The sequence below is a fragment of the Pseudoalteromonas sp. SCSIO 43201 genome (genome assembly GCF_023716725.1).
Lineage (GTDB): Bacteria > Pseudomonadota > Gammaproteobacteria > Enterobacterales > Alteromonadaceae > Pseudoalteromonas > Pseudoalteromonas peptidolytica.
This window is the reverse complement of sequence record NZ_CP072683.1, coordinates 1,910,410-1,935,618: the sequence shown is the minus strand read 5'-3', so window position 1 is coordinate 1,935,618 and position 25,209 is coordinate 1,910,410. Positions and strand designations below refer to the sequence as shown.

The following is a 25,209-nucleotide window of genomic DNA, read 5'->3' as shown; positions in this document are numbered from 1 at the left end:
TTGATAGATGAGTTCAAAAATAAGTTTTGGTCCAATTTAAAAATTACTTCTAAATTTATTTGCATTGTCATTGTAGGAATTAGCATTAAGATAATTTTTGATGCTGTTCACGATGAAAGTAAGGAAGATCTATTTTTCCCTCTATATTTTTTAGTGTTTCTACCTGTGATGATTCTAGGTGTTTTTACTTATACAAAACTTAAAATTTGTTCTTTAAATAGATATATTTGCTCTGTAATCTTTGGGTCAGTTATATCTGTTTCAACGATTATTCTATACATAGTCGCAAACATTCTTGATGCAACAGATATTAATATACGCTTAGCTCAGTTTTTCGTTGCAATAATTTTTGTTACTGCGTCACTAATTTACCTACAACTACCGTGGGAGAGCGAAGCATAACAAGGCGTTAAAGGCGGATTCATAACAGTTGGCTCGGTTCCGCTTCGCTCCATAAATTTAGCCAACTATTACTTACCGCTTAACGCGGCGTTATACAGCAAGGCGAACATATTGAGATTTCTGTTATTACTATTAATGTTGATAAGTCCCTGTGTTGAAGCTAATCAAGAGGATTGTGCTACAGATAAACTATTTGATGGGAAGCTATTTGAGCTTGAATTAAGTTGGGGCAGATATGGTATATATAAGGCTGTATATAAGTTTTGCTACTCAGAACAAAGCCACTTGTTTTACGAACTATATGAGCCAGTGGCTATAGATTCTATATCGGAGACTTTTATGAAATATAGTAAATCTGCAATATTACCGGATAGCTTGGCAAATAAAATTAAGACGCAGTATGAGCTGGCGGTTCTTAGACTAAACAATGATACAGTGATTGGCTTTCATGGCTCAAAATGGTGTTTTAAACCTAAGAGCGGTCTAAATTACGGTCAATATTGTTACTGGACTCCGACTTATAACAGTAAACAACGAGGCTTAGACCACTTGGTGGAATTAAAAAAACTAGTCAGTAACATTTTTGAAGAGTAGCCGTATAACAAACTAATTAAACAGTGGACGCAAAACAGCAGGCTTGCGCTCATTCTTCGCTTAGTCTGGCCTGCTATTTTTCGCCGTTTATTAAGGCGTTAGCACTACAAGGAAGGTTTTGTGAGTTGGAAGTATATTAAGTTAATTTCAGTTGCTGTTGTGGTCGTTTTAATTGCAGCCCTTAGCTTTGTGATTGGAGTTAGTTTCGGCGTTACTTTTGAGCAAGACTCATTAAAAGATGTATTGATCCCTTCTCTAAGTGCAATGGGGAGCTGGGTGGCTGGCTTTGGAACTTTAGCAGCCGTTTTTACATCGCTTTGGCTTGCTGAGCAACAAAGGAAAAATAATAGTGAAAAATTAAAATGTGTTTTCGATGTTTTTGTCATTCAAGGTGAGCCAAATGACGCTTTAGCTGTCAATGTAACAAGTATTGGTAATAAGCCAAGTTATATAAATTCAATCACCATTCACTCTGCTGATTCAACAGTTGCAATGTGCATACAACAGTTTTCCCATTTAAGCTCACCGATACCTGTTTCTTTGGCATATGGTCAACAAGCTACATTCGTTTTATCTTCAGACTTTAAAAAACATATAAACGATTATGTTAAAAATAGATGTTCAGGCTCTTATAAAAATCTATTTTTGTCGGTAAATACAACTACCAGTGTATTTAAAGTAAAGTTTGGAGAGTCGGTTCTTAAGCATTTAAAGTAGTGCTAACACGTTACTCAAAAGGACGCAAAACGCTTGGCTTGTGCTCCTTCGTCGCTAATTTTAGCCAAGTATTTATGCGCCCATTAGTAAGGCGTTAAATTTACGGGAGTAGATTTTGACTAAGGATGAATTTAATGAACTATATCTCTTTCTTCGCCAAGAGGTTTCTTCCGCAGGATTCAGTCAATTGGATCAAATTATAGATATGGAATTCACTCGTCACTTAGATGGTAAAGACTCAGTTGAAAAATATATTGAGTGGTTACTGAAGATGCTTAAAGAACGAAATACTAAAATCGGTGACTCTATACTCGATCTCCTCAATTACTCAATTGAAACCAAGTCAGGAAAACCTATCAAAGATATTGAAGTATCATTTACCGAAGAAGAAGCTAGGCGCTATAACAGAAATTCCGAAAACATTAGAAAAGGAAGGGACTATTCAGCTTTAATATCCAGAATAGAGAGTTTTAGCTACACACTATCTAACACCCCAGAAAATTCACCAAGAGGGCCAAGTAATGGACCTAGCTTCCCTTAAAAATGAAATAGTTAACATGCTTCAAGACAATATCGAAGCACCAGATGAATCTGATTACCAAGTCATAAAAGACGATGAAAAAGCTGGAAAGCTTTACGAAGCATACGTCTTAGCCTCTGTTTGTAGCTCTTTAAAAAGTCAGGAAGGTCTGAGGCTAGTACTAAGTGTTGGAGAGAAAGTCTACTTGAAACGCGGTACAGGGCCTATAAATAGAGCATATCCATGTATTGAGGCTTATCGCGATGATGATTTAGTGGCTGAAATTTGGACTGACGTGTGCTTTATATCTCAGAGTTACCTAAACACCTCTGAATATCATCGTTCAACAACACCTCGATATGGCGACTATCATGAACTGGATATCCTTATGGTTGACCCGAATTTAGACTCTTACCCACTGCCACAACAAATTTGGCTTGGTGTAGAGTGTAAAAATACCGGAATGAGGAAAGGGATATTAAAAGAAATACTAGGTGTTAGAAGAGAGATGAGTTTCATCAATGAGTCGAGAAATACAAAGTTCAAAAAATGGCCTCAAACTGTAGCTAGGTCGAATCCACCTTGTTGTCTCTTGCTCTACTCAAGTGATGAGGCTATAGAGAAATATGGAAGTTCTGGTAATTTTTATGACATTAAGTTCATACACCAAGAAATGGAATGAAATTTAACAAGCAAAGCCAGCGGATACTTCGCACCGCTGCTTTGTGCGTTAGAGCAAACTTGTTGGAGTTAGTAGATATGAGAGGTTTTTTTATGAAGGAAAAGGTCGTTGTTTGCGTATGCTTTACATTAGCTGCTTTGCTTCTGGTAAGCGGAGCATATGACTTTTTAATTGTTGAGTTTGTTCCAGCAGAACTGGTAATGTCTATAGGTGCGACTCTAATTCTAATAGGTATGGGGTTCGCTCCTAATATGTTTTTTACTCCTTTGAATAAAGACTATCTTACAAAAGAAGCGCCGAGCATAGTTCATCCTAGAGTGCAACAATGGTTCTTCTTCACAGGTTTAAGCTTATCTGGTCTTGGTATGATCCTTCGTTTGTTGCTCTAACAAGACCTTAAAGTCGGATTCGTAACAGTTGGCTCGGTTCCGCTTCGCTTCACATTTTAGCCAACAATTACTCACCGCTTAAGGCGGCGTTATACGTTAAGGTAGCTATGTGGAACAAATAGAGCGAATTGCGCGTGAATTTAGATACGCAATAAATGAAGCCATAAGCGAATCTGGGTATGTTGGAGGGGAGCTAGATACGTTTCCGATAGCTTCTTGCGAAGTAACAAGCCAAATGCTGGGTTTATATTTACTCGAATTAGGCTATGAAAATGTCATAGCAACTTTCAACCAAAGGCCTAAGAGAGAGCCAAGTGAAATTGGAAGCGATTCTCATGTATGGTTAGTTGTAAATGGCTCTGTAATAGTTGATATTACAGCTGACCAATACGATGATTGTATCAATGAAGTAGTCGTTTCAGAAAACAGCAAATTTCATCAAACTTTCACTTATTATTCAAATAGAGAGCTCGATCTTAGCCGCCCAGGTAGCTCAGGATATTCAGAGTTTTATGAACAAGTAAAACAACGTTTACAAAACGTATAACAAGGCAAATCAAAAAGGGCGGACAAAAACAAAAGAAAGAAACAAGTGACACCCACTGTTATTTGCATTTTTCTAGATGGTATATTTAGAAGAATGCTGATAAGTTCTTTACATACTGATAGTTAACTGCGCGCGTTTTCACTGGTCCAACGAGGTAAACGCGCATGCGCACGAATAAAATGTTAGGTTAGGATGGTATATGGAAATTACAATTAACCCTCTAGAAATAATTAATATTTTGGATTCACGAAGACGAAGAAAAAATGAGAATGCACAACAGTTCATTGAGCGTATTGCTATCGAAGCTGATGACTTAGCGAATATTTGGGAGGAAATAGTTAAGTCGCTTATTGCTGGGAATGAGATTGACAGGCAGAGTTTACGAAAGCTAGGTGCAGGTCGGTGGATTCCTGAGAACAGCATCCCCTACACAAGGATTGAGCATTTTTATCAAAGTATTTCTAAATCGTTAGGTAATAATAATTCTCAACATCTGATAGACGTGGTTACAAATCATGTTGCGCGAATCTTAGTAGGTAGAAGAGAAGTAAACTCATCGCTAAACGAATTGTTGGAGCATGTGGATAGTGATGTGTTTTTTAGTGACTTAAACCAAGAGCTAGCAATTAAAGACCTAGCAGAGATTGCTAGAGTCCTTCGCAATGAATCCGCAGCTTTATACGTTTTGTCGAAGCAGATCGAAGCGAATGTCGATTGAAATCTGAGTGGCGCAGAATAACCTAACAAGAAATTTAAGTGTGATTCACAACGCTTGGCGCCGTCACTTCAAGTCAGTTTAGTGTTTATGGCACAATGCTTTAGGTAAGGTGTCAGCGTTGTTCACACCTTAATTTGGCGTTAGAAGACTATGATGATATTCGAACCTAAGGTGCTATTAATTGAATCACCATATAAATCAGATCGCAGTACGATAGTTGATGAAGTTAAACTATCTAATAACGGTTTAGATATTACCGTTGAGTCAAAGAGTTGGAAAATAAAAGCCAATTTTGATGCATCATGGGGCTTTAGGGTTCTTGATGAAGGTGACTTGGGTGAGTTTTGGTCCGAATGTGATTTGACTAAAGGTTGGTGTTTTGAAGTAATTGAAGGTGGTTGGAACTCTTTAGAAAAAACGCGAGCTCATTTCGTGACAGGCAAGCTTTGTGAAGCACGGGAGTATCTAATTATTGGTTTGAATGAGTGCGTATCAATCCTAGCTCATGAGCCTCCAATAATTACTGAATTAGTGTCATCTAACAAAGTTGTAAACGCGGACAAATAACAGTTGGCTTTGTTCATGCGTTACAAATTTTAGCCCACTATTTTTAACCCTATTAATTGAGCCTTAGCTTTCATCGATTATTTATCAAGGATTCAGATAATAAATGTTTATAAAAATAGTTAAGATATTTTTGATTCCTCTTACTTGCATAATTACTCTAGGGGTTATTAATGCTTATGTATTCGTTCCTGACCTACGGCGACATGGCGAGATTGTAGCCTATCGAGGCGGCGGAAGCGCAGTTAACTATGAAGAATTAAATAAAACTGGCTGTACCTCCCTTTCTATAAAAGCATCAAGGGCCAATTCAGTTGAGAACACATTAGAAGCTGTGGCTTCTTCCATCGCAGCCGGAGCTAAGGTAATTCATCTAAATGTGCACAAAACTAGTGATGATCAACTGGTAGTTTTTCATGACTGGACATTAGATTGTGCTACAAACGGCTCTGGGCCGGTACATAAAACATCATTTGAGCAGTTGAAAAGTATTGATGCAGGATATGGATACACGTTTGACGATGGTGCGACCTTCCCATTTAGAGGGAAAGGTTTTGAGATTTCCAAGTTAGAGGCGTTTTATAAACGATATCCAAAGTATGAGTTTTGGTTAAACCTAAAGAATAACGACATACGTTCATTCGAAACTCTATATGAGTATCTATCAGGAAAAATACCTAACCATATTGTCATCACCTCTTCAAAAGGTATGGAATGGTTTCGAAATAAGGATCCATCTTTGCGGTTAGCAAGCGTTGATAGTGTCAAGAATTGCGCAATAGGTTATCTTTTAGTTGGATGGGCAGGGTTAGTTCCAGAGTCCTGTAGGAACACTGTTCTTTTTATACCTCCCTCGATGACAAAGTATTTCTGGGGCTATCCTGAACGCCTAGCATCAAGACTTCAGAGCTATGGTTCGGATGTTTACCTTTGGTCTCGACATGAACCGATCACTCAACCATACAATGACGTTGTGGCATCGGGTATTGGAGTTATCACTAGTGATCTTGATTTTATTCGTGCAACACAAGCTGACAAACGCATCAATCAGGACGTTATTTCCAAAGAATAAAAATTGGAACTTTGTAAAACTTCGAAAGATTAAAAGTTGTTAACTCACAAGGTTTATAAGGTAATTCTTGAGTCGGAAGGCGTTGAAAAAATTGCTGTACAATACAATGTGACGATAGAAGGCAAATTCGGTGTTGAGCATCAAATTAACGCTTTTAGCAAGCAGTTATTGCAAAATTACCTGGCTAGATAAGGAAATACTTTAATGTGATTTTAAAGGCAATGAGTGAACTCATTTTGTATCCAAGCCATGCGCCAAATAAAAGCCAGCAATTTGCTGGCTTTTTTGATTTTTTTACATTTACATGGCGTCGTATTCGTCTTGCCAGAAGAATTTTTCTTCTCCAAATGCTGGCTTTAAGTCATCTAGCCAGTGAGCATTTTCATCAAATTTGGCAAAGAATGGGCGCTGCACCCAGTCAGGGTTTCGTGCTTGAATAAAGCGCAGCACAAATACCTTTTCACCGGCTATCTCAGTCACACCTGACACTTCAACTTTACCAGGGCCTGCACTCATTGAAGGACCTCTCACTGTACGACTGACTCCAGAGACCTGTTTGTAAGCTTCACGGAAGGTTTCCCACGTTTTATGTAGTGGAATTTCAAAGTAGCGCTTGGCTCCTGTATCACGCTCGATAAACATGTAGTATGGGATCATGCCAAGCTGAGTTTGCTCTTTCCACATTTCGGCCCACATATCTGCATCTACGTTTATATTATTTAAAAGAGGCGCCTGTGTTCTTATCTGAGCACCAGTCTTACGTATGAGCTTGATTGCTTCGCGGGTGACTTCTGTACGAAGTTCTTGCTTGTGATTAACATGCGCCATAATTGATACGTGTTTACCAGCGTCAACAAGTTCTTTTAGTAACTTTAGCAAATCTTGTGCGTCCGGATCAGTTACGTATCTAAATGGCCAGAAGGTGAGGGACTTCGTACCGATACGGATAGTACGAATGTGATCAAACCTTGGCTCTTTCAATGCCTCTAGATATTTTCGTAGTTTAACAGTGCGCATAACCATAGGGTCGCCACCAGTCATCAAGAGATCCGTCACTTCGGTGTGCTGTGCTAAGTAATTATGAAGTAGCTCGGCATCATTATTATTGAATCTCGTTGCTTTGCCGACAAACTGAGCCCAGCGGAAGCAAAATGTACAATATGAATGGCAGTATTGACCTTGAGATGGGAAGAATAAAACGGTTTCTTTATATTTATGCTGGATCCCGTCTACACGCTCACCTTCATATTCAGGGACGTTTTTTTCCATTTGCCCAGCAGGGTGTGGATTTAACTTTTGGCGAATTTCAGTCGCAAGGTTAAATACCTCTTCTGGGGTATGTTCTTTTCTCAACAGCGCAGCCATTTTATCGTAAGACTCGTCATCCAACATACCACGCTGTGGAAAAGTTAATTGAAACACAGGATCGTTAGGCACTTTGTCCCAGTCGATAAGCTCTTCAATTACAAAATTATTAACGCGAAAAGGAAATACGTTGGCAACGACTTTCATTTGAAAGCGCAGATGCTCTGGCAGTTTATCTAGTTGCTCAATCTTATCGATCTGGCGGTGCTGATAAACGGTAAAACGAGGTGGCTGGTAAGCTTCAGCTGGCTGCAATTTGACGGTTTGCTGCATATTTAGTTTGTCTCTTTCTCACTTGCAAATTATAAAAACGAGCATGGTAACATGCTGCTATTATCATTTCAGGTACAAATGTCGGAAAGTTCGAAAAAATGCAACTTCACAGCTTTGTGGTAATCTCTTTGGATTAGTTTAATGGAGTTAGCTCATTAATTAGACCTAACTCCTTTAAAATTACCAATTAAAAATGATCATCTGCAATTGCTGCATAAATGGCATCAGCTAACGTTAAGATGTCTTTATCAGATGAAATATATGCAGGCATGATATAAATAAGTTTGCCAAACGGTCTTATCCATACGCCTTTTTGGATAAAGAACTTTTGAATTTTGGCGACATCGACCACTCTATCTACTTCAACAACACCGATTGCACCAAGCACTCTGACTGCTTTTACTGCACGTAGATTTTCACAATGCTTGAGTGCCTCTAGCGCTTTAGATACTCGTTTAATATTGGCGTCGCACTCTTTACGCTTTAGGAGTGTTAAACTGGCGACGGCAGCAGCGCAGGCAAGTGGGTTGCCCATAAAAGTCGGGCCGTGCATTAATACCTTAGCTTCACCTTGGCTAATACCCAATGCCACGTCCTCTGTAGCCAAGGTCGCGGCTAGTGTCATATTACCACCGGTTAGTGCTTTACCTACACACATGATATCAGGTGAAATATCGGCGTGTTCACAAGCGAACATTTTACCAGTACGGCCAAACCCAGTGGCTATTTCATCTAAAATCAGCAGCACTTCATATTTATCACATAGCTTCCTAAGCGCTTTTAGGTAATCAGGGTGATAAAAGTTCATGCCTCCTGCATTTTGCACAATGGGTTCGATAATAAACGCCGCCACATTTTCATGGTGGGTTGCAAAAGCGGCTTCCAGCTGGTTGAGCTCTTCTTGACATTGAGTGCCTTCAAATTTGCTACTAGGAGCGTTGACGAACACTTGCTCAGGTAAAAAGCCTTGGTACATCGCGTGCATGGAGTTGACAGGATCACACACACTCATGGCTGCGAATGTGTCACCGTGATAGCCCTTTTTGGCCGTCATAATTTGGGTCTTATTTTTTTTGCCTTTGCTCAGCCAATATTGAATAGCCATTTTGATTGATACTTCCACACTCACAGAGCCGCCGTCGGCGAGAAAAACTCGATTAAGTGGTGCAGGGGTTAGCTCTATAAGTAATTTGCATAAGTCAACGGCAGGCTGGTGGGTTAGACCACCAAACATGACATGACTCATGGTGTCGGCTTGGTTTTTTATTGCCGTGATTATTTCTGGGTGTCCATAGCCATGTACAGCGCTCCACCAAGAGGCCATACCATCAATGAGTATTTCACCAGATTCAAGCTCAATTTTGTTTTCAAACGTTCTTTTGGCTGGATAAACAGGTAAAGGGTCAATCATTGAGGTGTAGGGGTGCCAAATGTGCTGGCGATCAAATTCAATATCAATTGTTTTTTTATTGTTCATTTGTAAACCTTGTGGGCGCATGCAACGTTGACAATACTAAGCTAAGAAGTAGACTAAGCCAATCACCGTCAGTTTGAATGCTCTAAATTTAACCACCACACGGTATCCGTGCGCTAAATTTAGGCAAGAATAAAAAGAGAATGAAAATATGGAATTAGGCGCGCTAAGACACGATTGGACACATGAAGAAGTAAAAACGCTGTTCACTATGCCTTTTAATGACTTACTTTTTTATGCTGCAAGCATTCACCGCAAAAATTTCAACCCCAATGAAGTACAGATCTCAACTTTGCTGTCTATCAAAACGGGAGCTTGCCCTGAAGATTGTAAATACTGTCCGCAGTCAGGCCACTATAAAACAGATCTAGAGCGTGAGCGCTTGATGGAAGTGGAGAAGGTTGTAACTCAAGCAAAGCTGGCGAAAGAAAAAGGGGCGACGCGCTTTTGTATGGGGGCAGCGTGGTCCGATCCTAAAGACAGGGATATGCCTTACATCGCCAAAATGGTCAAAGAAGTAAAGGAGCTTGGCCTAGAAACCTGTATGACCTTGGGTAAGCTTGATAATCAAAAAGCACATACGCTACGAGAGGCGGGCCTTGATTATTACAACCATAATTTGGATACCTCTCCTGAGTATTACGAACAAATTATTACCACAAGAACATATCAAGACCGCTTAGATACGCTTGATCATGTTAGAGACGCAGGCATGAAGGTATGCTCTGGTGGTATCGTTGGAATGGGAGAGCAGGCATCTGATCGTTATGGTCTGTTGATTCAACTTGCAAACTTACCAAAGCAACCTGAAAGTGTACCGATTAATATGCTTGTTAAGGTTAAGGGCACGCCACTTGAAAATGTTGATGACTTAGATCATTTTGAGTTTATTCGTACGATTGCCGTCGCGCGTATTATGATGCCACATAGTTATGTGCGTTTATCTGCAGGTAGAACTGCAATGAATGAACAAATGCAGTCTATGTGTTTCTTTGCCGGTGCAAACTCTATATTCTACGGCGATAAGCTACTGACCACAGAGAATCCAGAAGCAGATGCAGATATGAATCTGATCAAAAAGTTGGGCATGAACCCTGAGACGCGCGAAGACTATTCAGATGAAGCCTATGAAGCATCGTTAAGTTCAGCTATTGCCGATAAAGCGACGTCAGAGTTGTTCTACGAAGCAAACTAATTGATGTCATTTTCATATATAAGGCAAGCCCTTGCAACGCGTCGCGCCGAAGGGCTGTTTAGGCGGCGCGTGTTAGTAGAGCATGCGTGTGCAAGTCGAATTACTGTTGCCGGTGAGCAATACCTTAACTTTGCGAGCAATGATTATCTCGGCCTTGCGACTAAACTAGATGCTACTCAGCTGGTCTCTATAGAGGCTGGAAGCAGAAGCTCGGCATTGGTAACAGGGTATTTGAGCGTACATCAACAGCTTGAACGTCAACTGTGTGACGCACTTGGCTATGAAGCTGCGCTGTTATTTCCAAGTGGTTTTGCTGCGAATACTAGCACACTCAAGGCATTATTTACCTCTGGAGAAAAGCAATTTAGTGCAGCGGTGTTTCAAGATAAATTAAATCATGCCAGCTTAATAGATGGTGGATTAGCCGGAAATGCTAAATTTGTGCGCTTTAACCATAATGATCTGAACCACTTAAGGTCGAGACTGGAAAAAACAAAAGCTAACAATAAATTGATTGTTACGGAAGGTGTATTTTCTATGGATGGAGATACCGCACCTATTGTTGAAATAAGTAAACTTGCGCAATCCCATTCTTCATGGCTAATGGTTGATGATGCCCACGCCTTTGGAGTGATTGGTGAAAATGGCCTAGGAACAGTAGATACAGGTATTAAACCAGAAATACTAGTGGTAACGTTTGGTAAAGCAATGGGCAGCCAAGGGGCAGCAGTATTAGCCAGTCGGCAGGTTATCGAATATTTGGTGCAATTTAACCGTGAGTTTGTTTATACCACGGCATTATCGCCAATTATGGCCAGTGTGGCTTTACACCAGCTTAATAGATTGCTGTTGGCTACAGAGCCTAGGGACAAATTGTCGAGGAACATTGCGTATTTTAAAAAATTAATTAGTGGCACTAAGCTATCACCTATTCCAAGCGACACAGCCATCCAGCCACTGGTATTCGGCACGAGCGAAAATGTGATAGCAGCACAAAATAAGCTCAAGCAAAAAGGAATTTGGGTAGGGGCGATAAGGCCGCCGACCGTACCTCAAAATACAGCGCGTTTACGTATAACAATCACGGCAGAACACAGCACTCAAGATATTGAATATCTAGTTTCTGCTCTAGTGGAGGTGTCATGAGTAAAGCAAAAGCAGAAGTAACACAAACTGCTAAGTGTTTTTCTAAAGCCGCGAAAACGTACTCACAACACGCCAATGTACAAAAGCAAGCCGCAAACATATTGTTCTCTCGTTTAGCTCAGAACAATAGCGAGCCGGGGGTAGTGCGTATGTTTCCTTGTTTGCTTGATTTGGGGTGTGGGCCTCATGAAAACTACCACAGACTCAAAGGGTATACCACCCAATATCTAGGTGCAGATCTAAGCTATACAATGCTCGCAAGCCAAGTAAATTTGAGCGCGAGTGTTTGCTGCGATATGGACAAATTAGCGCTGCAAGCAAACTGCATCGATTTAGTGTTTAGTAACTTTGCTATTCAATGGTCCAATTCACCTGAAATGCTATTTCAAGAGCTTTATAGAGTATTAAAAAATCAGGGGCGTGTGATACTTAGCTCGGTATTAACTGGCTCATTAGCCGAAATCAACACTGCTTGGCAAGCAATTGATGAGTGTAGTCATGTCAATACGTTCCATACTTTAACGCAACTTAGCAAATTTGCTGAAAAAGCAGGGTTTAAGGTAGTTTGGACACAAGAAGAAACCTTAATCGATAGATATGATTCTGCGCTCAAGGCGTTGCGCTCAGTTAAAAAAATCGGTGCCAATGACGTTAAAGCGCCAACAAAGCGCCAAGGACTATTGGGTAAGACGGCGTTTAGGCGTTTATTAGGACATTATCCGCAAAGTGGCTGCGGTTTTGATGTAAGTTATCAAGTGGGCTTTTTGGAACTACAAAAATGAAACACGCATATTTTATAACCGGAACAGATACCGAAGTAGGTAAGACCTACATCTCTACCTTGTTGTTAAGGCTATTAGCAAAGCATACTAAGCAAGCTATCGGTTTTAAACCCATTGCAGCTGATGCAGAAGAGGCGTTTGGTGAGTTAGTTAATGTTGATGCTATCAGTCTAATGGAAGCGGCGACTGTGCATGGTACCTACGAACAAGTGAATCCGTTTTGTTTTGCTCCGCCTATTGCTCCTCACATTGCGGCAAAGCAGGTGAATGTTGAGATCACCGTTGATAAATTACAAGCTCGATATGAAGATCTAAGCCAATTAGGGGCCGAATATATATTGTGTGAAGGCGCAGGTGGCTGGGCGCTCCCTATCAATGACACAGAATATCTATATGATTGGGTTGCGCGAGCCCAGCTTCCGGTCATTTTGGTGGTAGGTATGAAGCTTGGATGTTTAAACCACGCGTTTTTAACCGCGGAGTCGATAAAACAAAAAGGGCTTAATTTGGTGGGTTGGATTGCCAATCAAGTGGATCCTAATATGGCTGTGTTTGAAGAAAACCTTGATAGCCTTAAACAGCGTTTAGATTGTCCGTTACTTGCAACTGCACCATACAGTGACGGTACGCCAAAACTACAACTGCGTGCTTCGCTGCTATCGTTGTTTAATTTGCCGTCTTCGGTATAGCTAAGTGAACTTGATAGCGGCTTATTTTAGCCGCTTTTAAGGTGTATTTATTCGGCTTTGTGTTTTGCTTCATAATTGGGCAATAAAGAACCTATGATTTCTTTTGCTGAGATAGTGTAACGCACCCCAGAAAACATCACTGACGCGTTTTCATCTATTCCTGTAATACCTGTTAATGTCCAGCCTTCGCCTCGCTCTGGGCAATAAACTTTTGTTGTAGGTGGGATGACTTTGAATTCTTCGCTCATTTATACTATTCCCAAAAATGGATATTATAAAACATTCCAATAAATCATAAAATTGAAAGATCCAATCGTTACCAATAGTGCTACTATTGCATCAATCACTTATTTGTGTAGGCCTTAAATGGAATTCGTAACCAATAGACTGGTTATTAGACCAATTCGTCATAGAGATTGTAGTCAATTACTTCCGTTACTCAATTTACCACAAGTCAAAGCCTTTAATGATTATGGTGATAATCTCACGGAAGTAGATTTAAAGTGTATGATCCAGATGGATATTGAGCGATTGTATGAACGAATTGGAGGACGTTTTTGCCTTATTTGCAAAAAGAGCAACACGATCATTGGGTGTGTTGGCTTTTATCTAGAACATGAAGAGCCCGATGGCATTTATGTAGGCTACGAACTTTCACCTGAGTATTGGGGGAGTGGGTTGATGTTTGAAGCGCTCAGTCACCTATTTAAACAAGCAAAACAACTACCTTTTGCTTGTTCTACAGTGTTAGCAAGGGTATCTCCTAAAAATCATCGCTCGCTTAACTTATTATCACGATTAGGGTTTTGCTGTGTAAGTGACGGGTTATATCGTATTTCGCTATAAAAAAGGGCAGCTAAGCGCTGCCCTGTAATCTATCTACATTCTATCACGATAATGCTTTGATTCTCTCATCTAGCGGTGGATGTGATGCAAAGAAATCAGCCACTGATTTACCAGATGCAATGCCAAAAGCCATCATTGAGCCTTCAAGCTGCGATTCGTGGTTATGCTTTAAACGCTCTAAAGCTGAACGCATTTTATGTGCACCAACTAAGTCTGCTGCGCCTTTATCAGCTGCAAATTCGCGTTTACGGCTAAAATAGGCAACGACGACAGAGGCTAAAATTCCGAACAGTATTTGGAAGATCATATCGAAGATAAAATACGTCCAACTACCGCCTGACTCTTCTTCATCACTATTCAAGAAGTTATCTACAATCCCAGCTAATACTTTGGCAAAGAAGATTACAAAGGTATTAACCACGCCTTGGATCAACGTAAGCGTAACCATATCACCATTGGCGACATGTGATACTTCATGCGCTAATACCGCTTCGGCTTGGTCTTGACTCATGTTATGCAGCAGGCCTGTACTAACAGCAACTAGGCTGTTATTTTTACTAGGGCCTGTAGCAAAAGCATTCATTTCAGGACTATCATAAATTGCAACTTCAGGCACAGCAATTCCTGCTTTTTTAGCCTGCTGCGTTACAGTTGATACTAGCCAATGTTCAGTTTCGTTACGTGGCTGTTCAATAACAACTGCGCCAGTGGACTTTTTAGCCACCCATTTGGACATAAACAATGAAATAAAGGAACCACCGAACCCAAATACGGCGGCGATAATCATAATGCCAGTGTAACTACGGCTAGATATGCCAAATACAGACATTATAATAGATAGCACGATCCCTAACACCAGCATAACTGCTAAGTTAGTTATCAAGAATAAGATGACGCGTTTCATTTTGACCTCATTAGACAAAGTAAGGAACTAAGTAACTTTTCCCAAGCACTTGCTTATTACATCAGCCCTTGCTGCATTTATATGGCCATCTGTACAAAAGTACAAGTTAAATTACATGAATATTTCAAAAGGAACACATCATACATGCTGATGGCTAATTAATTTTAACTTTTGTGATAATCTATAGATAAGATCATCAACAGAAGAGGTCTCATCATTTAACCCTTCAATTACCGTCATAAAGTAGCAATCCATCATTACCGAAGCTTTTAATTCATCATATTCCTGCTCACTAAAAAGTAGCTGCTTAAATAAGTCCAACTGAGCAGAGAAAAAATGGCTCTGCCAGATTATCCCAGTTATTAGTTCTTTACTAAACGCGCGATTCTCAAGATAAAAGGCAAATAAGTATTTAGTATAATGCCTAAGCTTCAAGCTGGCGCTGTGTTGAGTATCAGATTTTTGGGCTTGTGCTATGAGCTGCTCTATCTGTTCGTACATCGCTACTTTTAAAATCTCTAGCTTAGTAGGGAAGTGCGCAAATACCGTGCCCGTGGCAACACCTGCCTGTTGAGCAATTTGCCTTGTAGTGGTCTCTTCAAAGCCTTTTTGCTGGAACAGCAGCCAACCTGACTCTAGGATCTTCTTATATGTAATTTCTCTTTTTTTCATAAGGTTACCATTTTATTTGCAGGCAATTGTAGCACGGTTATAAGTAATTTCAGATATAATTTGCATTTTTTGAGCGCGCTCATTATTATAATTGAGCACGCTCAAAAAAAGATAGGAGTCTCGACCATGCAGCAGTTGCATTTATTCATAGGATATATACTTTTTATGCCGTTCATTGGCTTTTATAGCTATGTACTAGGACCAATATTGAAGCTTGTTTTGTTGCCAGGGGGGTTGGCTGTTTTGTGTTTGATTATGGGGCCAAAATCTTTCTTTGCTCACCTTAAAAGGGCAAAAGGTCTAGAATTAACAGTACAAACTAATGATAATAGAGTCCGAGGTTAGGCACAGCTCAAACTTTATTTCACTCATTAAATTCGTGTTTCCATATGTTGAATAGTCAGTGCGTAAGGCTGTACACGGATAGAATTACGTTACTACGCAGTCCAATAACTGCAAAAAAGTAAGTTTTGAATTGGTAATCACTGCTCCGATTGTTCCAATAACTTGATTCTTCGCATTAAAGACGAACTCAGGTATAATGCGCCGAGCTAAGGCATGAAGGGCCTTAGCTCTGTATCGTTCAAAATTAGTCGAGGAATTATTATGACCGTTGGCATCATTATGGGTTCAAAATCAGATTGGCCTACAATGCAGCATGCAGCCGAAATGTTGGAAAAGTTTGGTATCGAGTATGAAACAAAGGTGGTTTCTGCTCACCGCACACCTCAGCTTCTGGCTGACTACGCTTCGACAGCAGCTGAGCGTGGGATCAAAGTAATTATTGCCGGTGCCGGCGGCGCTGCGCATTTGCCTGGTATGGCAGCCGCATTCACTAGCTTACCGGTACTTGGAGTTCCAGTAAAATCGAAGACCCTAAACGGTGTTGATTCATTACTTTCTATTTGCCAAATGCCAAAAGGTGTTGCAGTAGGCACGCTTGCAATTGGTGATGCCGGTGCTGCAAATGCAGGATTGTTAGCAGCTCAAATCTTAGGTTGTCAACAGCCTGAAATATTTGCAAAGGTAGAAGCGTTCAGAAAAGAGCAAACAGACACCGTATTAGCTAACCCAGACCCTGCGAAGTAACATGAATATTCTTGTTTTAGGTGCGGGCCAGTTGGCTCGTATGATGAGTCTGTCAGCAACTCATCTAGATATCAAAGTGCTTGCTTACGATGTTGGTAGTAAAACAGTAATAAACCCCGTTACTTTTACAACGACATCAGAGTCACTTCAACAAGCAATCGAAAGTGCCGATGCGATTACTGCTGAGTTTGAACATATCCCACTGGATATACTGGCTTTGTGCCAACAAAGTGGTAAGTTTTATCCCGGTGCTGAAGCCATTGCGACGGGTGGAGACAGAGAAAAAGAAAAAGCACTTTTGGACAAGACCAAAGTACCATGTGCACCGTTTAAAATTATCACAGATAGATCCCACTTTCTTGAAGCAATTGATGAACTTGGTATGCCATTGGTGGTTAAAACTTGCCAAGCGGGATACGATGGAAAAGGGCAATGGCGAGTAAAGTCAGAAGCAGAAATCGATGCAATCTGGGATGAAATGTCAGCATTTTTGCAAGCAGGTACACAAGCGCAGCCTCACTCTATTGTTGCGGAAAAAATGATCCCATTTGATCGCGAAGTATCAATTATTGGTGTTCGAACAAAAGAGGGCGATTGCAAAATATATCCTCTGACAGAAAATCAGCACACAAATGGTGTACTGACGCTTTCTCTTGCAGGTAAAGAAAAGGCGAGTATTCAAGCTCAAGCAGAAGAAGCATTTTCCAAGCTCGCCAATGAGCTGAATTATGTCGGTGTTTTAGCTATCGAATTCTTTGATGTTGAAGGACAGCTACTGGTTAATGAAATTGCTCCAAGAGTTCACAACTCAGGTCATTGGACTCAGCAGGGCGCTCACGTAAGTCAGTTTGAAAACCACATTCGTGCTGTAGCGGGTTTACCTATCGGTGATACAAATCTACTGCGTCCAACTGCTATGATAAATGTGTTAGGACAAGCGCATATCCCACCACAAGTACTCGCAATACCTGGAGTCACTAGCCACTGGTATGGTAAATCTGCAAAACCAGGACGCAAAGTTGGACACATTAATGTTTCAGCAGACTCTTTACATAAATTAGGTGAAGTACTGGCTGAGCTGGCCGACATTTTACCAGAGCAGCATTACCCCGGTGTGATGGACACTGCACAGCAGTTAGTCTTAAATTAACACATTTTAGAAGGAGTTAAGTTTTTTTATTAACTCCTTCAGCACTTAGTTTCTCACAAGCTTGCTAGTGGCTCTAGCTCCCTGATAAAAATGCAATTTTTGATAGCATTAAAAAAGTTTACTTTTTTGCTGTTTTTTTGGAACTCTTTTTCAAATGTACTGTCTACTTTAATGAGGCGTGGATAGGCCTCACTTCATACTCGTTGTCCATCAACGACTATGTGAGCGCAGAGAGTATTTGGCCAGCATCCCATGCTGGCCTTTTTTTGTCCCACCCATGTGGTCTTTAATCTTAAATTATTCGATATTCCGCTGGCTTTCTGCTTAAATTAGGCAAATTTAATCACTTATAAGAAAGCACATGTTAAAACTCTCTCTTATCTCAGTGGCTGTAGCCTCAAGCCTTTTTCTTTCAGGTTGCCAAACGACCGAAGTAAGCCAGCAAACCAAGGATGTTGCAACAAATAATTCCGTTTCGCCTGTTGTAACGACTCCTGTTGATTTTGGCAGTGAGCAGATCACTTTAAAACAAGCAATGGCACATCCTGACTGGCTAGGACGTCAGCCTGAAAGTGCATTCTGGGGTGCTGATAGCGACACGATTTATTACAAACGCAAGCAAGCAGGAAACGAGTTAAGGGATCTTTTTGCAGTTAGCAATAAACAAAAAAGTACAAAGGTGTCACTTGCTGAATTACACGCGGTTGGTGCCCAAAATGCGATTTACAATTCGGATAGAACATTGCAATCGTATGAGTTCAAAGGAAACATATTCGTAAAAAACATAGAGTCAGGCGATTTAACACAAGTTACTCACTCATCAGCTTATGAATATGCACCGCAGTTTTTAACAGACAATCGTTTAGCTTACCGCGCTGGTAATGCGTTATTTGCCGTGGATTTAAAAACTGGCCTAACCAAAGAGCTAGTTAAGTTACATTTGGCCGATAAACCACAAGGGGTGAAAGAGCCCAGTGGCTATATTGCTGAGCAACAGCACAAGCTTATTCAATTTGTGGCACTAACGCATAAAAATAGTAAAGACCGTGAAGCTCGCGCGCAAGAGATTGACACCAATAATGCCAGTATTCAAGGCAACCAATTCTACTTAGGCAAAGGCAAGGCATTAGTGTCTGTAAGCTTAGCTCCGACAGGAGATAAGCTTATTGCTGTCATAACCGATAACAAACCTAGTCGTGCAGATACCGACATTATGCCTAATTACGTGAGTCAAAATGGCGATATCGATCCGGTTAAAGCACGCCGTCGAGTGGCTGATACAGAGCCAATGAGTTCGGAAGTCATTTTCATTGATTTAAACCGTGCTGAGCAAGTAACACTAAGTTACGACACATTACCTGGTTTTGATGAGGACGTATTAGCCGAGGTTAAACGTGAAAATGCTGAGGCTAACGGCGGAACCTATAACAGCAAAAAGGTACCTCGTGACATTAACCTGATAGATACTTGGGGTTGGAATCAATCTGCTATCCGGTGGAACAGTGATGGCTCACAGGTAGCTGTCATGTTAGGCGCATGGGATAATAAAGATCGCTGGATCGCCACGGTGGATTTCGATAAGCAGCAATTCATCTCACAGCACCGTCTTCATGACAATGCGTGGATCAATTATACCTACAATGATTTTGGCTGGCTAAATGATCAAAATACACTGTATTACCTTTCTGAACAGTCAGGTTACAGCCAACTATATCTGAAACCACTTAATAGCAAAGCAAAGGCAGTGACTGCTGGTAAGTTTGTAGTCTCAGAGCCGACCTTAACTTCAGATAACAAGTTTATCTACTATAAGGCGAATAAAGAGCATCCGGGCTTGTATGAAATCTATCGTGTAAACTTAGAGACAGGGCAAGACGAGCAAATCACAGATTTAGATGGCCTTACGGATTATCAGCTAAGTCCAAATGAACAACAGCTTTTACTTACACACTCTAAAATCATGATGCCACCTGAGCTTTACGTTGCAGATGCAGCACCAAAAGCCTCAGTATCTCGATTAACAAACACTGTTTCAGACACATTTTTAAATAAAAAGTTAATCGCACCAAAAATTGTGGCTGTACCTTCTAGTCATCAAGGTGAGCCTGTCTATGCAAAAGTATATTACCCTGCCGACTATCAAGAAGGTGAAACCGGTAAAAATCGTAAAGCGGTTATCTTCAACCATGGTGCGGGCTACTTGCAAAACTCGCATATGGGTTGGTCCAACTACTTTAGAGAGTTTATGTTCCACTCACTCCTAGCTAGTGAAGGCTATGTTGTCATGGATATGGACTATCGTGGCTCGAAAGGCTACGGACGTGATTGGAGAACTGCTATCTATCGCCATATGGGTAAACCAGAAATTGAAGATTTGGCAGATGGTGTAGAGTGGATGGTTGATAATGCAAACGTTGACCGTGGCGCAGTGGGAACTTACGGCGGCTCATATGGCGGCTTTATGACCTTTATGGCGTTATTCACTCAGCCTGACCTGTTCCAAGCAGGTGCTGCACTGCGTCCGGTAACCGATTGGGCTTATTACAATGACCCTTACACGTCAAATATTCTTAACCGACCGGATGTTGACCCAATAGCATACGAGCGCAGCTCACCTATCTACCATGCTGAAGGGTTGAAAAACAAACTTCTCATCAACGCACCTATGGTCGATGATAATGTGTTTTTCCAAGATGTCGTGCGTCTTGTACAACGTTTGATTGAGTTAGAAAAGGAAGACTTTGAAACCGCAATTTATCCGGTGGAACCACATGGTTTCAGACAGCCATCAAGTTGGTTGGATGAATACCGTCGTATATACAAGCTGTTTAAGGAAAACTTATAATACCAATTGCTCAACGAAGAGCGTTATATTGAGGCAAGAAAACTTTGCCGAGAATCATATGGTTAGATGGCTATCTAGCTATGCTAAATGAAAAACATTTAATGCGGTTCTCGGCATATTTGCGTCTTCAACTCGAGCAAGTATCAAGTTAAATTAGTACAATATCTCGCAAATAAAAAGCCAGCTTAAGCTGGCTTTTTTGTTTTGTAGAATAAATAAATAATGGCTAACAGTACGCCTCCAATAGCACCAAATAGATGCGCTTCAATGGCGACTCTCGAATCTATAAGCATAGCAACATCAGCACTTGCGCCAGCATATTGCTCCCATAAAACCTTTGCCCAAACACCAATCAACAACAGGTATCCAGTGGTTAGCTTACGCTTTATATCTTCAAGCGCCCCCCAGACAATTAAACCATGTAGCAAGCCACTCAACCCTGTATATACAACTATGTTTGGTGCAAACAACCAGATCATAAGTCCCGTAAACGCGCCTAAAAGGCCGACGTTGACCCAATACTTTTTGATTGTTGTGTACTCAGCATGTAATAACCATATAAACACAATACCCAATATGTTGAGTAACAAATGATACCAGTTGCTGTGGGTAAATTGCCCTGTTAATAAACGCCAAACCTCGCCATTGGCAATCGCTGTTCGGTCAAAATCTAGGTAATAACCAAGATTGAATAGCATTAATACTGTTGATAAAATCGCCAGAGACAGTGGTGCTATGACATATTCTTTGTTGGTCGGAAGCTCAAACATACAATTTCGCATTATTCTTTTTGCATATTGTGCCTAATTGCTTTTATGATGCCAAATATTAGTAGCTAGCAAAGTGGGTATTATGAAACATACACTTGCATCACTCAGCGTGATAGCCGCATTCAGCTTTTCAACAAACACCTTAGCTGAAGAAAAAACAACCGAAATTAGAGAGCCAGAAGCAGCGACAGGCTTTCAGTCAAAAGAAGCTCGCATTGCTGAAAAGTATATGGTGGTAGCCGCAAATCCATATGCTAGTAAAGCTGGACAACTGATGTTGTCAAAAGGCGGTAGTGCCGTCGATGCCATGATAGCCACGCAACTGGTGTTAACTTTAGTAGAGCCGCAATCCTCGGGGATAGGCGGCGGTGCTTTTATCTTGCACTATGATAAGAAGAGCAAAGAATTAATTACTTTTGATGGTAGAGAAACAGCGCCAAAAGGCGCAAGCCCTGAACTATTCCTTGACGACTCAGGAAACGCTGTTAGATGGATAGAAGCCGTTGTTGGAGGGCGCTCAGTCGGTGTTCCCGGGATCTTACATGCTTTTAAGTCTGCTCATGACAAGTACGGAAAGCTACCCTGGCAAACGCTTTTTAAACCGGCAATTGAGCTTGCCCGCGATGGTTTTATCGTATCACCACGATTAAATATGTTACTTGAGAAGAGGCTAAATCCAGGTTTGACAAAGCTAAGCCCTGCGAAAGAATATTTCTACCCTAATGGTGAAGCGCTAAAAACTGGCACCTTACTCAAGAACCAACCTTTGGCTAATCTATATTTCAAACTGGCAACACAAGGCATTCAAGCTTTTTATGAAGGGCAAAATGCTACTCAGCTAATTGAAGCGGTACAAAAGTCTGAGATTGCACCTGGCACACTAGCGTTAAGTGATTTAGCAAACTACGAAAGCAAGACAAGGTCGGCAATTTGTACCAGCTATAGAGTTTATAAAGTGTGCTCTATGGCACCACCAAGTAGCGGTGGTATTGCTGTATTACAAATGATGAAGTTGCTAGAACCATTCGAATTAGGAAAATACAAAGCCAATGCCCCTGAAGCGCTTCACCTGTTTACTCAAGCTTCAAGGCTAGCGTTTGCGGATCGGGACTTTTATGTAGCAGATCCTGACTTTGTTAAAGTACCTACAAACGAATTACTCAATGAGCAATATTTACAAGGTAGAAGCAAACTTATTAGTGAGATGGATAACCATGATTTTCCAGTAGGCGATCCAACTGCTGGGAAGCTGGCTTATGCTATGAATGATAGCTATGAGTTACCTTCTACAAGCCATGTATCAATAGTCGATGCTGACGGTAACGCAATTTCCATGACTAGCTCGATTGAAATGGCATTTGGCTCAACTGTTATGGTCAATGGCTATTTGCTTAACAATCAACTAACGGACTTTGCACTCTCTCCTAAATCGGGAGATAAATGGGTAGCAAACCGTGTTGAAGCCCATAAACGTCCAAGAAGCTCCATGGCACCGGTCATGGTGTTTAATAAGGATGGCTCACTAAAACTCGTTGTTGGTTCTCCTGGCGGAAGCCGTATCATCAACTACGTTGCACAAACCTTAGTAGGTGTATTAGATTGGGGTTTATCTCCTCAAGCTGCAATTGATTTGCCTAAAATTACCAACCGCAATAAATATACCACCCTTGAAAAAGGCACCGAGCTTGTAGGTCACGTGCAATTTTTTGAAAAAAAGGGACACGAGGTACAGATCCGTGACTTAAACTCAGGGCTGCATGCCATCGAGATTAAAGGTGGTCATTTAGTAGGTGGTGCCGATCCAAGAAGAGAAGGCATCGCGCTTGGTGAAAGTAGTGAATAAGCCATAGTTATATAGGTGCTTTTAAGCTATAATTTCGCGTTCCAGAAAACGATTCATCGATGCGCTCTGGAGCGCGTTAATATTGGTCTGATGAGCACTAAATTCATTGTAATTTAATCCTTTTCGACAATAATAAACCCTTAGACTAAAAAATTCGTGTCAAGCTTGTAAATATGACTAAACAAACCGATCCAAATTATCTCTACATTCCATATTCAGGACCTACACTTTTAGAAACGCCACTACTAAATAAAGGCAGTGCTTTTTCTCAACGTGAGCGGGAAAATTTTAACTTAGCAGGTCTTCTTCCTCCTCGCTATGAAACCATTGAAGAACAAGTTGAGCGTTGCTACCAGCAGTACTCAAGCTTCAGTGATAACCTTAATAAGCATATTTATCTGCGCGCCATTCAAGATAACAATGAAACGTTGTACTACCGTCTAGTACGTGATCATTTAGAGGAAATGATGCCTATTATTTACACGCCTACAGTAGGTGACGCGTGTGAAAAATTCTCTGACATCTACCGAAGTTCTCGCGGCTTATTTATCTCTTATGAAGAGCGCCATCAGATTGACGATATTTTACGAAACGCAACGAAAGGTAAAGTAAAAGTCATTGTAGTTACTGACGGTGAACGTATTCTAGGCTTGGGCGACCAAGGTATCGGTGGTATGGGGATCCCGATTGGTAAATTAGCGCTTTACACAGTGTGTGGTGGGATCAGCCCAGCTTATACACTACCGGTAATGTTAGATGTGGGTACAAATAACGAAAAACTACTCAACGACCCGATGTACATGGGTGCAAGACACCCACGTATTAGCCAAGATGAGTATGATGAGTTTCTTGACTTATTTATCAAAGCAGTAAAGCGTCGTTGGCCAAATGTATTGCTACAATTTGAAGATTTTGCTCAGCCTAATGCGATGCCTTTACTAAAACGTTACCGCGATGAAATCTGTAGTTTCAATGATGACATTCAAGGAACAGCAGCAGTAACCGTGGGTTCTCTACTTGCGGCTTGTCGCGTGAAAGGCGCTAAGCTTTCTGAACAAAAAGTTGTCTTCGTTGGTGCCGGTTCGGCAGGGTGTGGAATTGCTGAACAGATTATCAGTCAAATGATCTCTGAAGGGATAACAGATGAGCAAGCGAGAAGCCAAGTATTCATGGTTGACCGTTTTGGGTTATTAACAGAAGGAATGGAAGGGTTAAGAGACTTCCAACAAGCCCTTGTGCAGCAAAAAGCTAATTTAGATGACTGGACGTACAGCGGAGAGTTTGCCTCTTTGCTAGACGTTATGCACTGTGCAAAACCAGACATCTTGATTGGCGTATCGGGTCAAGCAGGTCTGTTTACTGAGCAAGTGATCAGAGCTATGCACAGTGGCTGCGCACAGCCGATTATCTTCCCATTGAGTAATCCGTCAAGGCAAGTCGAAGCGCATCCAAAAGATGTGATTGAGTGGACTGATGGCCAAGCTATCGTTGCGACTGGCAGCCCTTTTGAGCCTGTGGTACACGGTGACGAAACTATTATTATCCCTCAGTGTAACAACAGCTATATCTTCCCAGGTATTGGCCTTGGTGTGTTAGCAGCTAAAGCTACACGCATTACAGACAGCATGCTGATGGTTTCAAGTGAAATGCTCGCTGAGTCATCGCCACGTGCAAACACTGGCAAGGGAAGCCTTTTACCTGCGCTCACTGAAATTGAACCGTTGAGTAAACGTATCGCATTCGCTGTTGCGAAAAAGGCGATGGAAGAGGGCGTCGCACTTGAAATGGATGATGATGCCATTTGGGCAGCATTAGAGAAAAACTATTGGACGCCTGAATACAGAAACTACAAGCGTTGCAGTATTTAAACGCTTTATTTTGGCGCAATGGTTAAAGTTGCGCCATACTTCTATAATCAACGGTGCTAGGAGCACTTAAGCGTTTAAATGCAGTTACTCGGT

General features: G+C 41.1%; 27 protein-coding genes. 21 read left to right on the top strand and 6 right to left on the bottom strand.

Annotated elements, in window-relative coordinates:
• The 10 genes from J8Z24_RS08365 to J8Z24_RS08320 all read left to right on the top strand — a co-directional run bounded on the left by J8Z24_RS08365 (window position 1) and on the right by J8Z24_RS08320 (window position 6,205).
• Window positions 1–402 (top strand): hypothetical protein, encoded by a 402-nt coding sequence (locus J8Z24_RS08365; protein WP_252095606.1) that lies wholly within the window; start codon window positions 1–3, stop codon window positions 400–402.
• A 339-nt stretch (window positions 403–741) separates the two neighbouring features.
• Window positions 742–996 (top strand): hypothetical protein, encoded by a 255-nt coding sequence (locus J8Z24_RS08360; protein ID WP_252095605.1) that lies wholly within the window; start codon window positions 742–744, stop codon window positions 994–996.
• 120 nt (window positions 997–1,116) lie between these two features.
• Window positions 1,117–1,713: a hypothetical protein gene (locus tag J8Z24_RS08355; RefSeq protein WP_252095604.1), complete on the top strand. Its 597-nt coding sequence runs from the start codon at window positions 1,117–1,119 to the stop codon at window positions 1,711–1,713.
• Between the two features lie 115 nt (window positions 1,714–1,828).
• Window positions 1,829–2,254 carry a hypothetical protein gene (locus J8Z24_RS08350; protein ID WP_252095603.1) on the top strand — a complete coding sequence of 142 codons (426 nt, stop codon included), beginning with the start codon at window positions 1,829–1,831 and terminating at the stop codon, window positions 2,252–2,254.
• Window positions 2,235–2,915, top strand: coding sequence for a hypothetical protein (locus J8Z24_RS08345; protein ID WP_252095602.1), 681 nt, complete (start codon window positions 2,235–2,237; stop codon window positions 2,913–2,915). Before J8Z24_RS08350 ends, J8Z24_RS08345 begins: the two co-directional genes overlap by 20 nt.
• Complete coding sequence (locus J8Z24_RS08340) at window positions 2,912–3,304, top strand: hypothetical protein (protein ID WP_252095601.1); 393 nt, start codon at window positions 2,912–2,914, stop codon at window positions 3,302–3,304. The genes J8Z24_RS08345 and J8Z24_RS08340 overlap by 4 nt, the downstream gene beginning before the upstream one ends.
• A 109-nt stretch (window positions 3,305–3,413) precedes the next feature.
• Complete coding sequence (locus tag J8Z24_RS08335) at window positions 3,414–3,851, top strand: hypothetical protein (protein WP_252095600.1); 438 nt, start codon at window positions 3,414–3,416, stop codon at window positions 3,849–3,851.
• A 199-nt stretch (window positions 3,852–4,050) separates the two neighbouring features.
• On the top strand, window positions 4,051–4,569 hold the full coding sequence (locus J8Z24_RS08330; protein WP_252095599.1) for a hypothetical protein: 519 nt from the start codon (window positions 4,051–4,053) through the stop codon (window positions 4,567–4,569).
• A gap of 150 nt (window positions 4,570–4,719) precedes the next feature.
• Window positions 4,720–5,136 carry a hypothetical protein gene (locus J8Z24_RS08325; RefSeq protein ID WP_125254173.1) on the top strand — a complete coding sequence of 139 codons (417 nt, stop codon included), beginning with the start codon at window positions 4,720–4,722 and terminating at the stop codon, window positions 5,134–5,136.
• 103 nt (window positions 5,137–5,239) lie between these two features.
• Window positions 5,240–6,205 (top strand): glycerophosphodiester phosphodiesterase family protein, encoded by a 966-nt coding sequence (locus tag J8Z24_RS08320; protein ID WP_252095598.1) that lies wholly within the window; start codon window positions 5,240–5,242, stop codon window positions 6,203–6,205.
• Window positions 6,206–6,505: 300 nt separating this feature from the next.
• On the opposite strand, the gene J8Z24_RS08315 is transcribed toward J8Z24_RS08320, so the two are convergent.
• Together J8Z24_RS08315 and bioA are read right to left on the bottom strand one after the other, a co-directional pair.
• Window positions 6,506–7,843, bottom strand: coding sequence for a KamA family radical SAM protein (locus J8Z24_RS08315; RefSeq protein ID WP_252095597.1), 1,338 nt, complete (start codon window positions 7,841–7,843; stop codon window positions 6,506–6,508).
• A gap of 187 nt (window positions 7,844–8,030) precedes the next feature.
• Window positions 8,031–9,320, bottom strand: a complete 1,290-nt coding sequence (bioA, locus tag J8Z24_RS08310) for an adenosylmethionine--8-amino-7-oxononanoate transaminase (RefSeq protein ID WP_252095596.1) — start codon at window positions 9,318–9,320, stop codon at window positions 8,031–8,033.
• A gap of 148 nt (window positions 9,321–9,468) precedes the next feature.
• On the opposite strand from bioA, the gene bioB reads away from it, so the two are divergent.
• From bioB to bioD, 4 genes are read left to right on the top strand one after another with little or no spacing between them, the layout of a single operon-like run.
• Window positions 9,469–10,512: a biotin synthase BioB gene (gene bioB / locus J8Z24_RS08305; RefSeq protein WP_125254169.1), complete on the top strand. Its 1,044-nt coding sequence runs from the start codon at window positions 9,469–9,471 to the stop codon at window positions 10,510–10,512.
• Between the two features lie 3 nt (window positions 10,513–10,515).
• Window positions 10,516–11,658: an aminotransferase class I/II-fold pyridoxal phosphate-dependent enzyme gene (locus J8Z24_RS08300; RefSeq protein WP_252095595.1), complete on the top strand. Its 1,143-nt coding sequence runs from the start codon at window positions 10,516–10,518 to the stop codon at window positions 11,656–11,658.
• The gene (locus tag J8Z24_RS08295) at window positions 11,655–12,440 is read left to right on the top strand and encodes a methyltransferase domain-containing protein (protein ID WP_176031739.1); all 786 of its coding nucleotides are present in this window, start codon (window positions 11,655–11,657) and stop codon (window positions 12,438–12,440) included. The genes J8Z24_RS08300 and J8Z24_RS08295 overlap by 4 nt, the downstream gene beginning before the upstream one ends.
• Window positions 12,437–13,129: a dethiobiotin synthase gene (gene bioD / locus J8Z24_RS08290; RefSeq protein WP_252095594.1), complete on the top strand. Its 693-nt coding sequence runs from the start codon at window positions 12,437–12,439 to the stop codon at window positions 13,127–13,129. Before J8Z24_RS08295 ends, bioD begins: the two co-directional genes overlap by 4 nt.
• 47 nt (window positions 13,130–13,176) lie before the next feature.
• On the opposite strand, the gene J8Z24_RS08285 is transcribed toward bioD, so the two are convergent.
• A complete protein-coding gene (locus J8Z24_RS08285; RefSeq protein ID WP_125254165.1) occupies window positions 13,177–13,377 on the bottom strand; it encodes a hypothetical protein in 201 nt (66 codons plus the stop codon).
• A 118-nt stretch (window positions 13,378–13,495) separates the two neighbouring features.
• Between J8Z24_RS08285 and J8Z24_RS08280 the strand changes: the two genes are divergently transcribed.
• Window positions 13,496–13,975 (top strand): GNAT family N-acetyltransferase, encoded by a 480-nt coding sequence (locus J8Z24_RS08280; RefSeq protein ID WP_125254164.1) that lies wholly within the window; start codon window positions 13,496–13,498, stop codon window positions 13,973–13,975.
• A gap of 43 nt (window positions 13,976–14,018) precedes the next feature.
• Here J8Z24_RS08280 and htpX read toward each other — a convergent pair whose 3' ends face one another.
• Window positions 14,019–14,879, bottom strand: a complete 861-nt coding sequence (gene htpX, locus J8Z24_RS08275) for a protease HtpX (RefSeq protein ID WP_252095593.1) — start codon at window positions 14,877–14,879, stop codon at window positions 14,019–14,021.
• A gap of 138 nt (window positions 14,880–15,017) precedes the next feature.
• Window positions 15,018–15,551 (bottom strand): TetR/AcrR family transcriptional regulator, encoded by a 534-nt coding sequence (locus tag J8Z24_RS08270; protein WP_252095592.1) that lies wholly within the window; start codon window positions 15,549–15,551, stop codon window positions 15,018–15,020.
• A 126-nt stretch (window positions 15,552–15,677) separates the two neighbouring features.
• Here J8Z24_RS08270 and J8Z24_RS08265 point away from each other — a divergent pair, with 126 nt between their 5' ends.
• From J8Z24_RS08265 to J8Z24_RS08250, 4 genes are all read left to right on the top strand, one after another.
• On the top strand, window positions 15,678–15,896 hold the full coding sequence (locus J8Z24_RS08265; RefSeq protein WP_252095591.1) for a hypothetical protein: 219 nt from the start codon (window positions 15,678–15,680) through the stop codon (window positions 15,894–15,896).
• Between the two features lie 261 nt (window positions 15,897–16,157).
• Window positions 16,158–16,640, top strand: coding sequence for a 5-(carboxyamino)imidazole ribonucleotide mutase (gene purE, locus J8Z24_RS08260; protein ID WP_125254160.1), 483 nt, complete (start codon window positions 16,158–16,160; stop codon window positions 16,638–16,640).
• A gap of 1 nt (window position 16,641) precedes the next feature.
• On the top strand, window positions 16,642–17,790 hold the full coding sequence (locus J8Z24_RS08255; protein ID WP_176031735.1) for a 5-(carboxyamino)imidazole ribonucleotide synthase: 1,149 nt from the start codon (window positions 16,642–16,644) through the stop codon (window positions 17,788–17,790).
• Window positions 17,791–18,151: 361 nt separating this feature from the next.
• Window positions 18,152–20,635, top strand: a complete 2,484-nt coding sequence (locus tag J8Z24_RS08250; protein WP_176031734.1) for a S9 family peptidase — start codon at window positions 18,152–18,154, stop codon at window positions 20,633–20,635.
• A gap of 185 nt (window positions 20,636–20,820) precedes the next feature.
• Here the strand turns inward: J8Z24_RS08250 and rrtA are convergent, their stop codons facing one another.
• Window positions 20,821–21,405 (bottom strand): rhombosortase, encoded by a 585-nt coding sequence (rrtA, locus tag J8Z24_RS08245; RefSeq protein ID WP_147389499.1) that lies wholly within the window; start codon window positions 21,403–21,405, stop codon window positions 20,821–20,823.
• 82 nt (window positions 21,406–21,487) lie between these two features.
• On the opposite strand from rrtA, the gene ggt reads away from it, so the two are divergent.
• Window positions 21,488–23,248 carry a gamma-glutamyltransferase gene (gene ggt, locus J8Z24_RS08240; protein ID WP_147389498.1) on the top strand — a complete coding sequence of 587 codons (1,761 nt, stop codon included), beginning with the start codon at window positions 21,488–21,490 and terminating at the stop codon, window positions 23,246–23,248.
• A 173-nt stretch (window positions 23,249–23,421) separates the two neighbouring features.
• Window positions 23,422–25,116: an NAD-dependent malic enzyme gene (locus J8Z24_RS08235; protein WP_147389497.1), complete on the top strand. Its 1,695-nt coding sequence runs from the start codon at window positions 23,422–23,424 to the stop codon at window positions 25,114–25,116.
• Window positions 25,117–25,209: the final 93 nt, after the last annotated feature.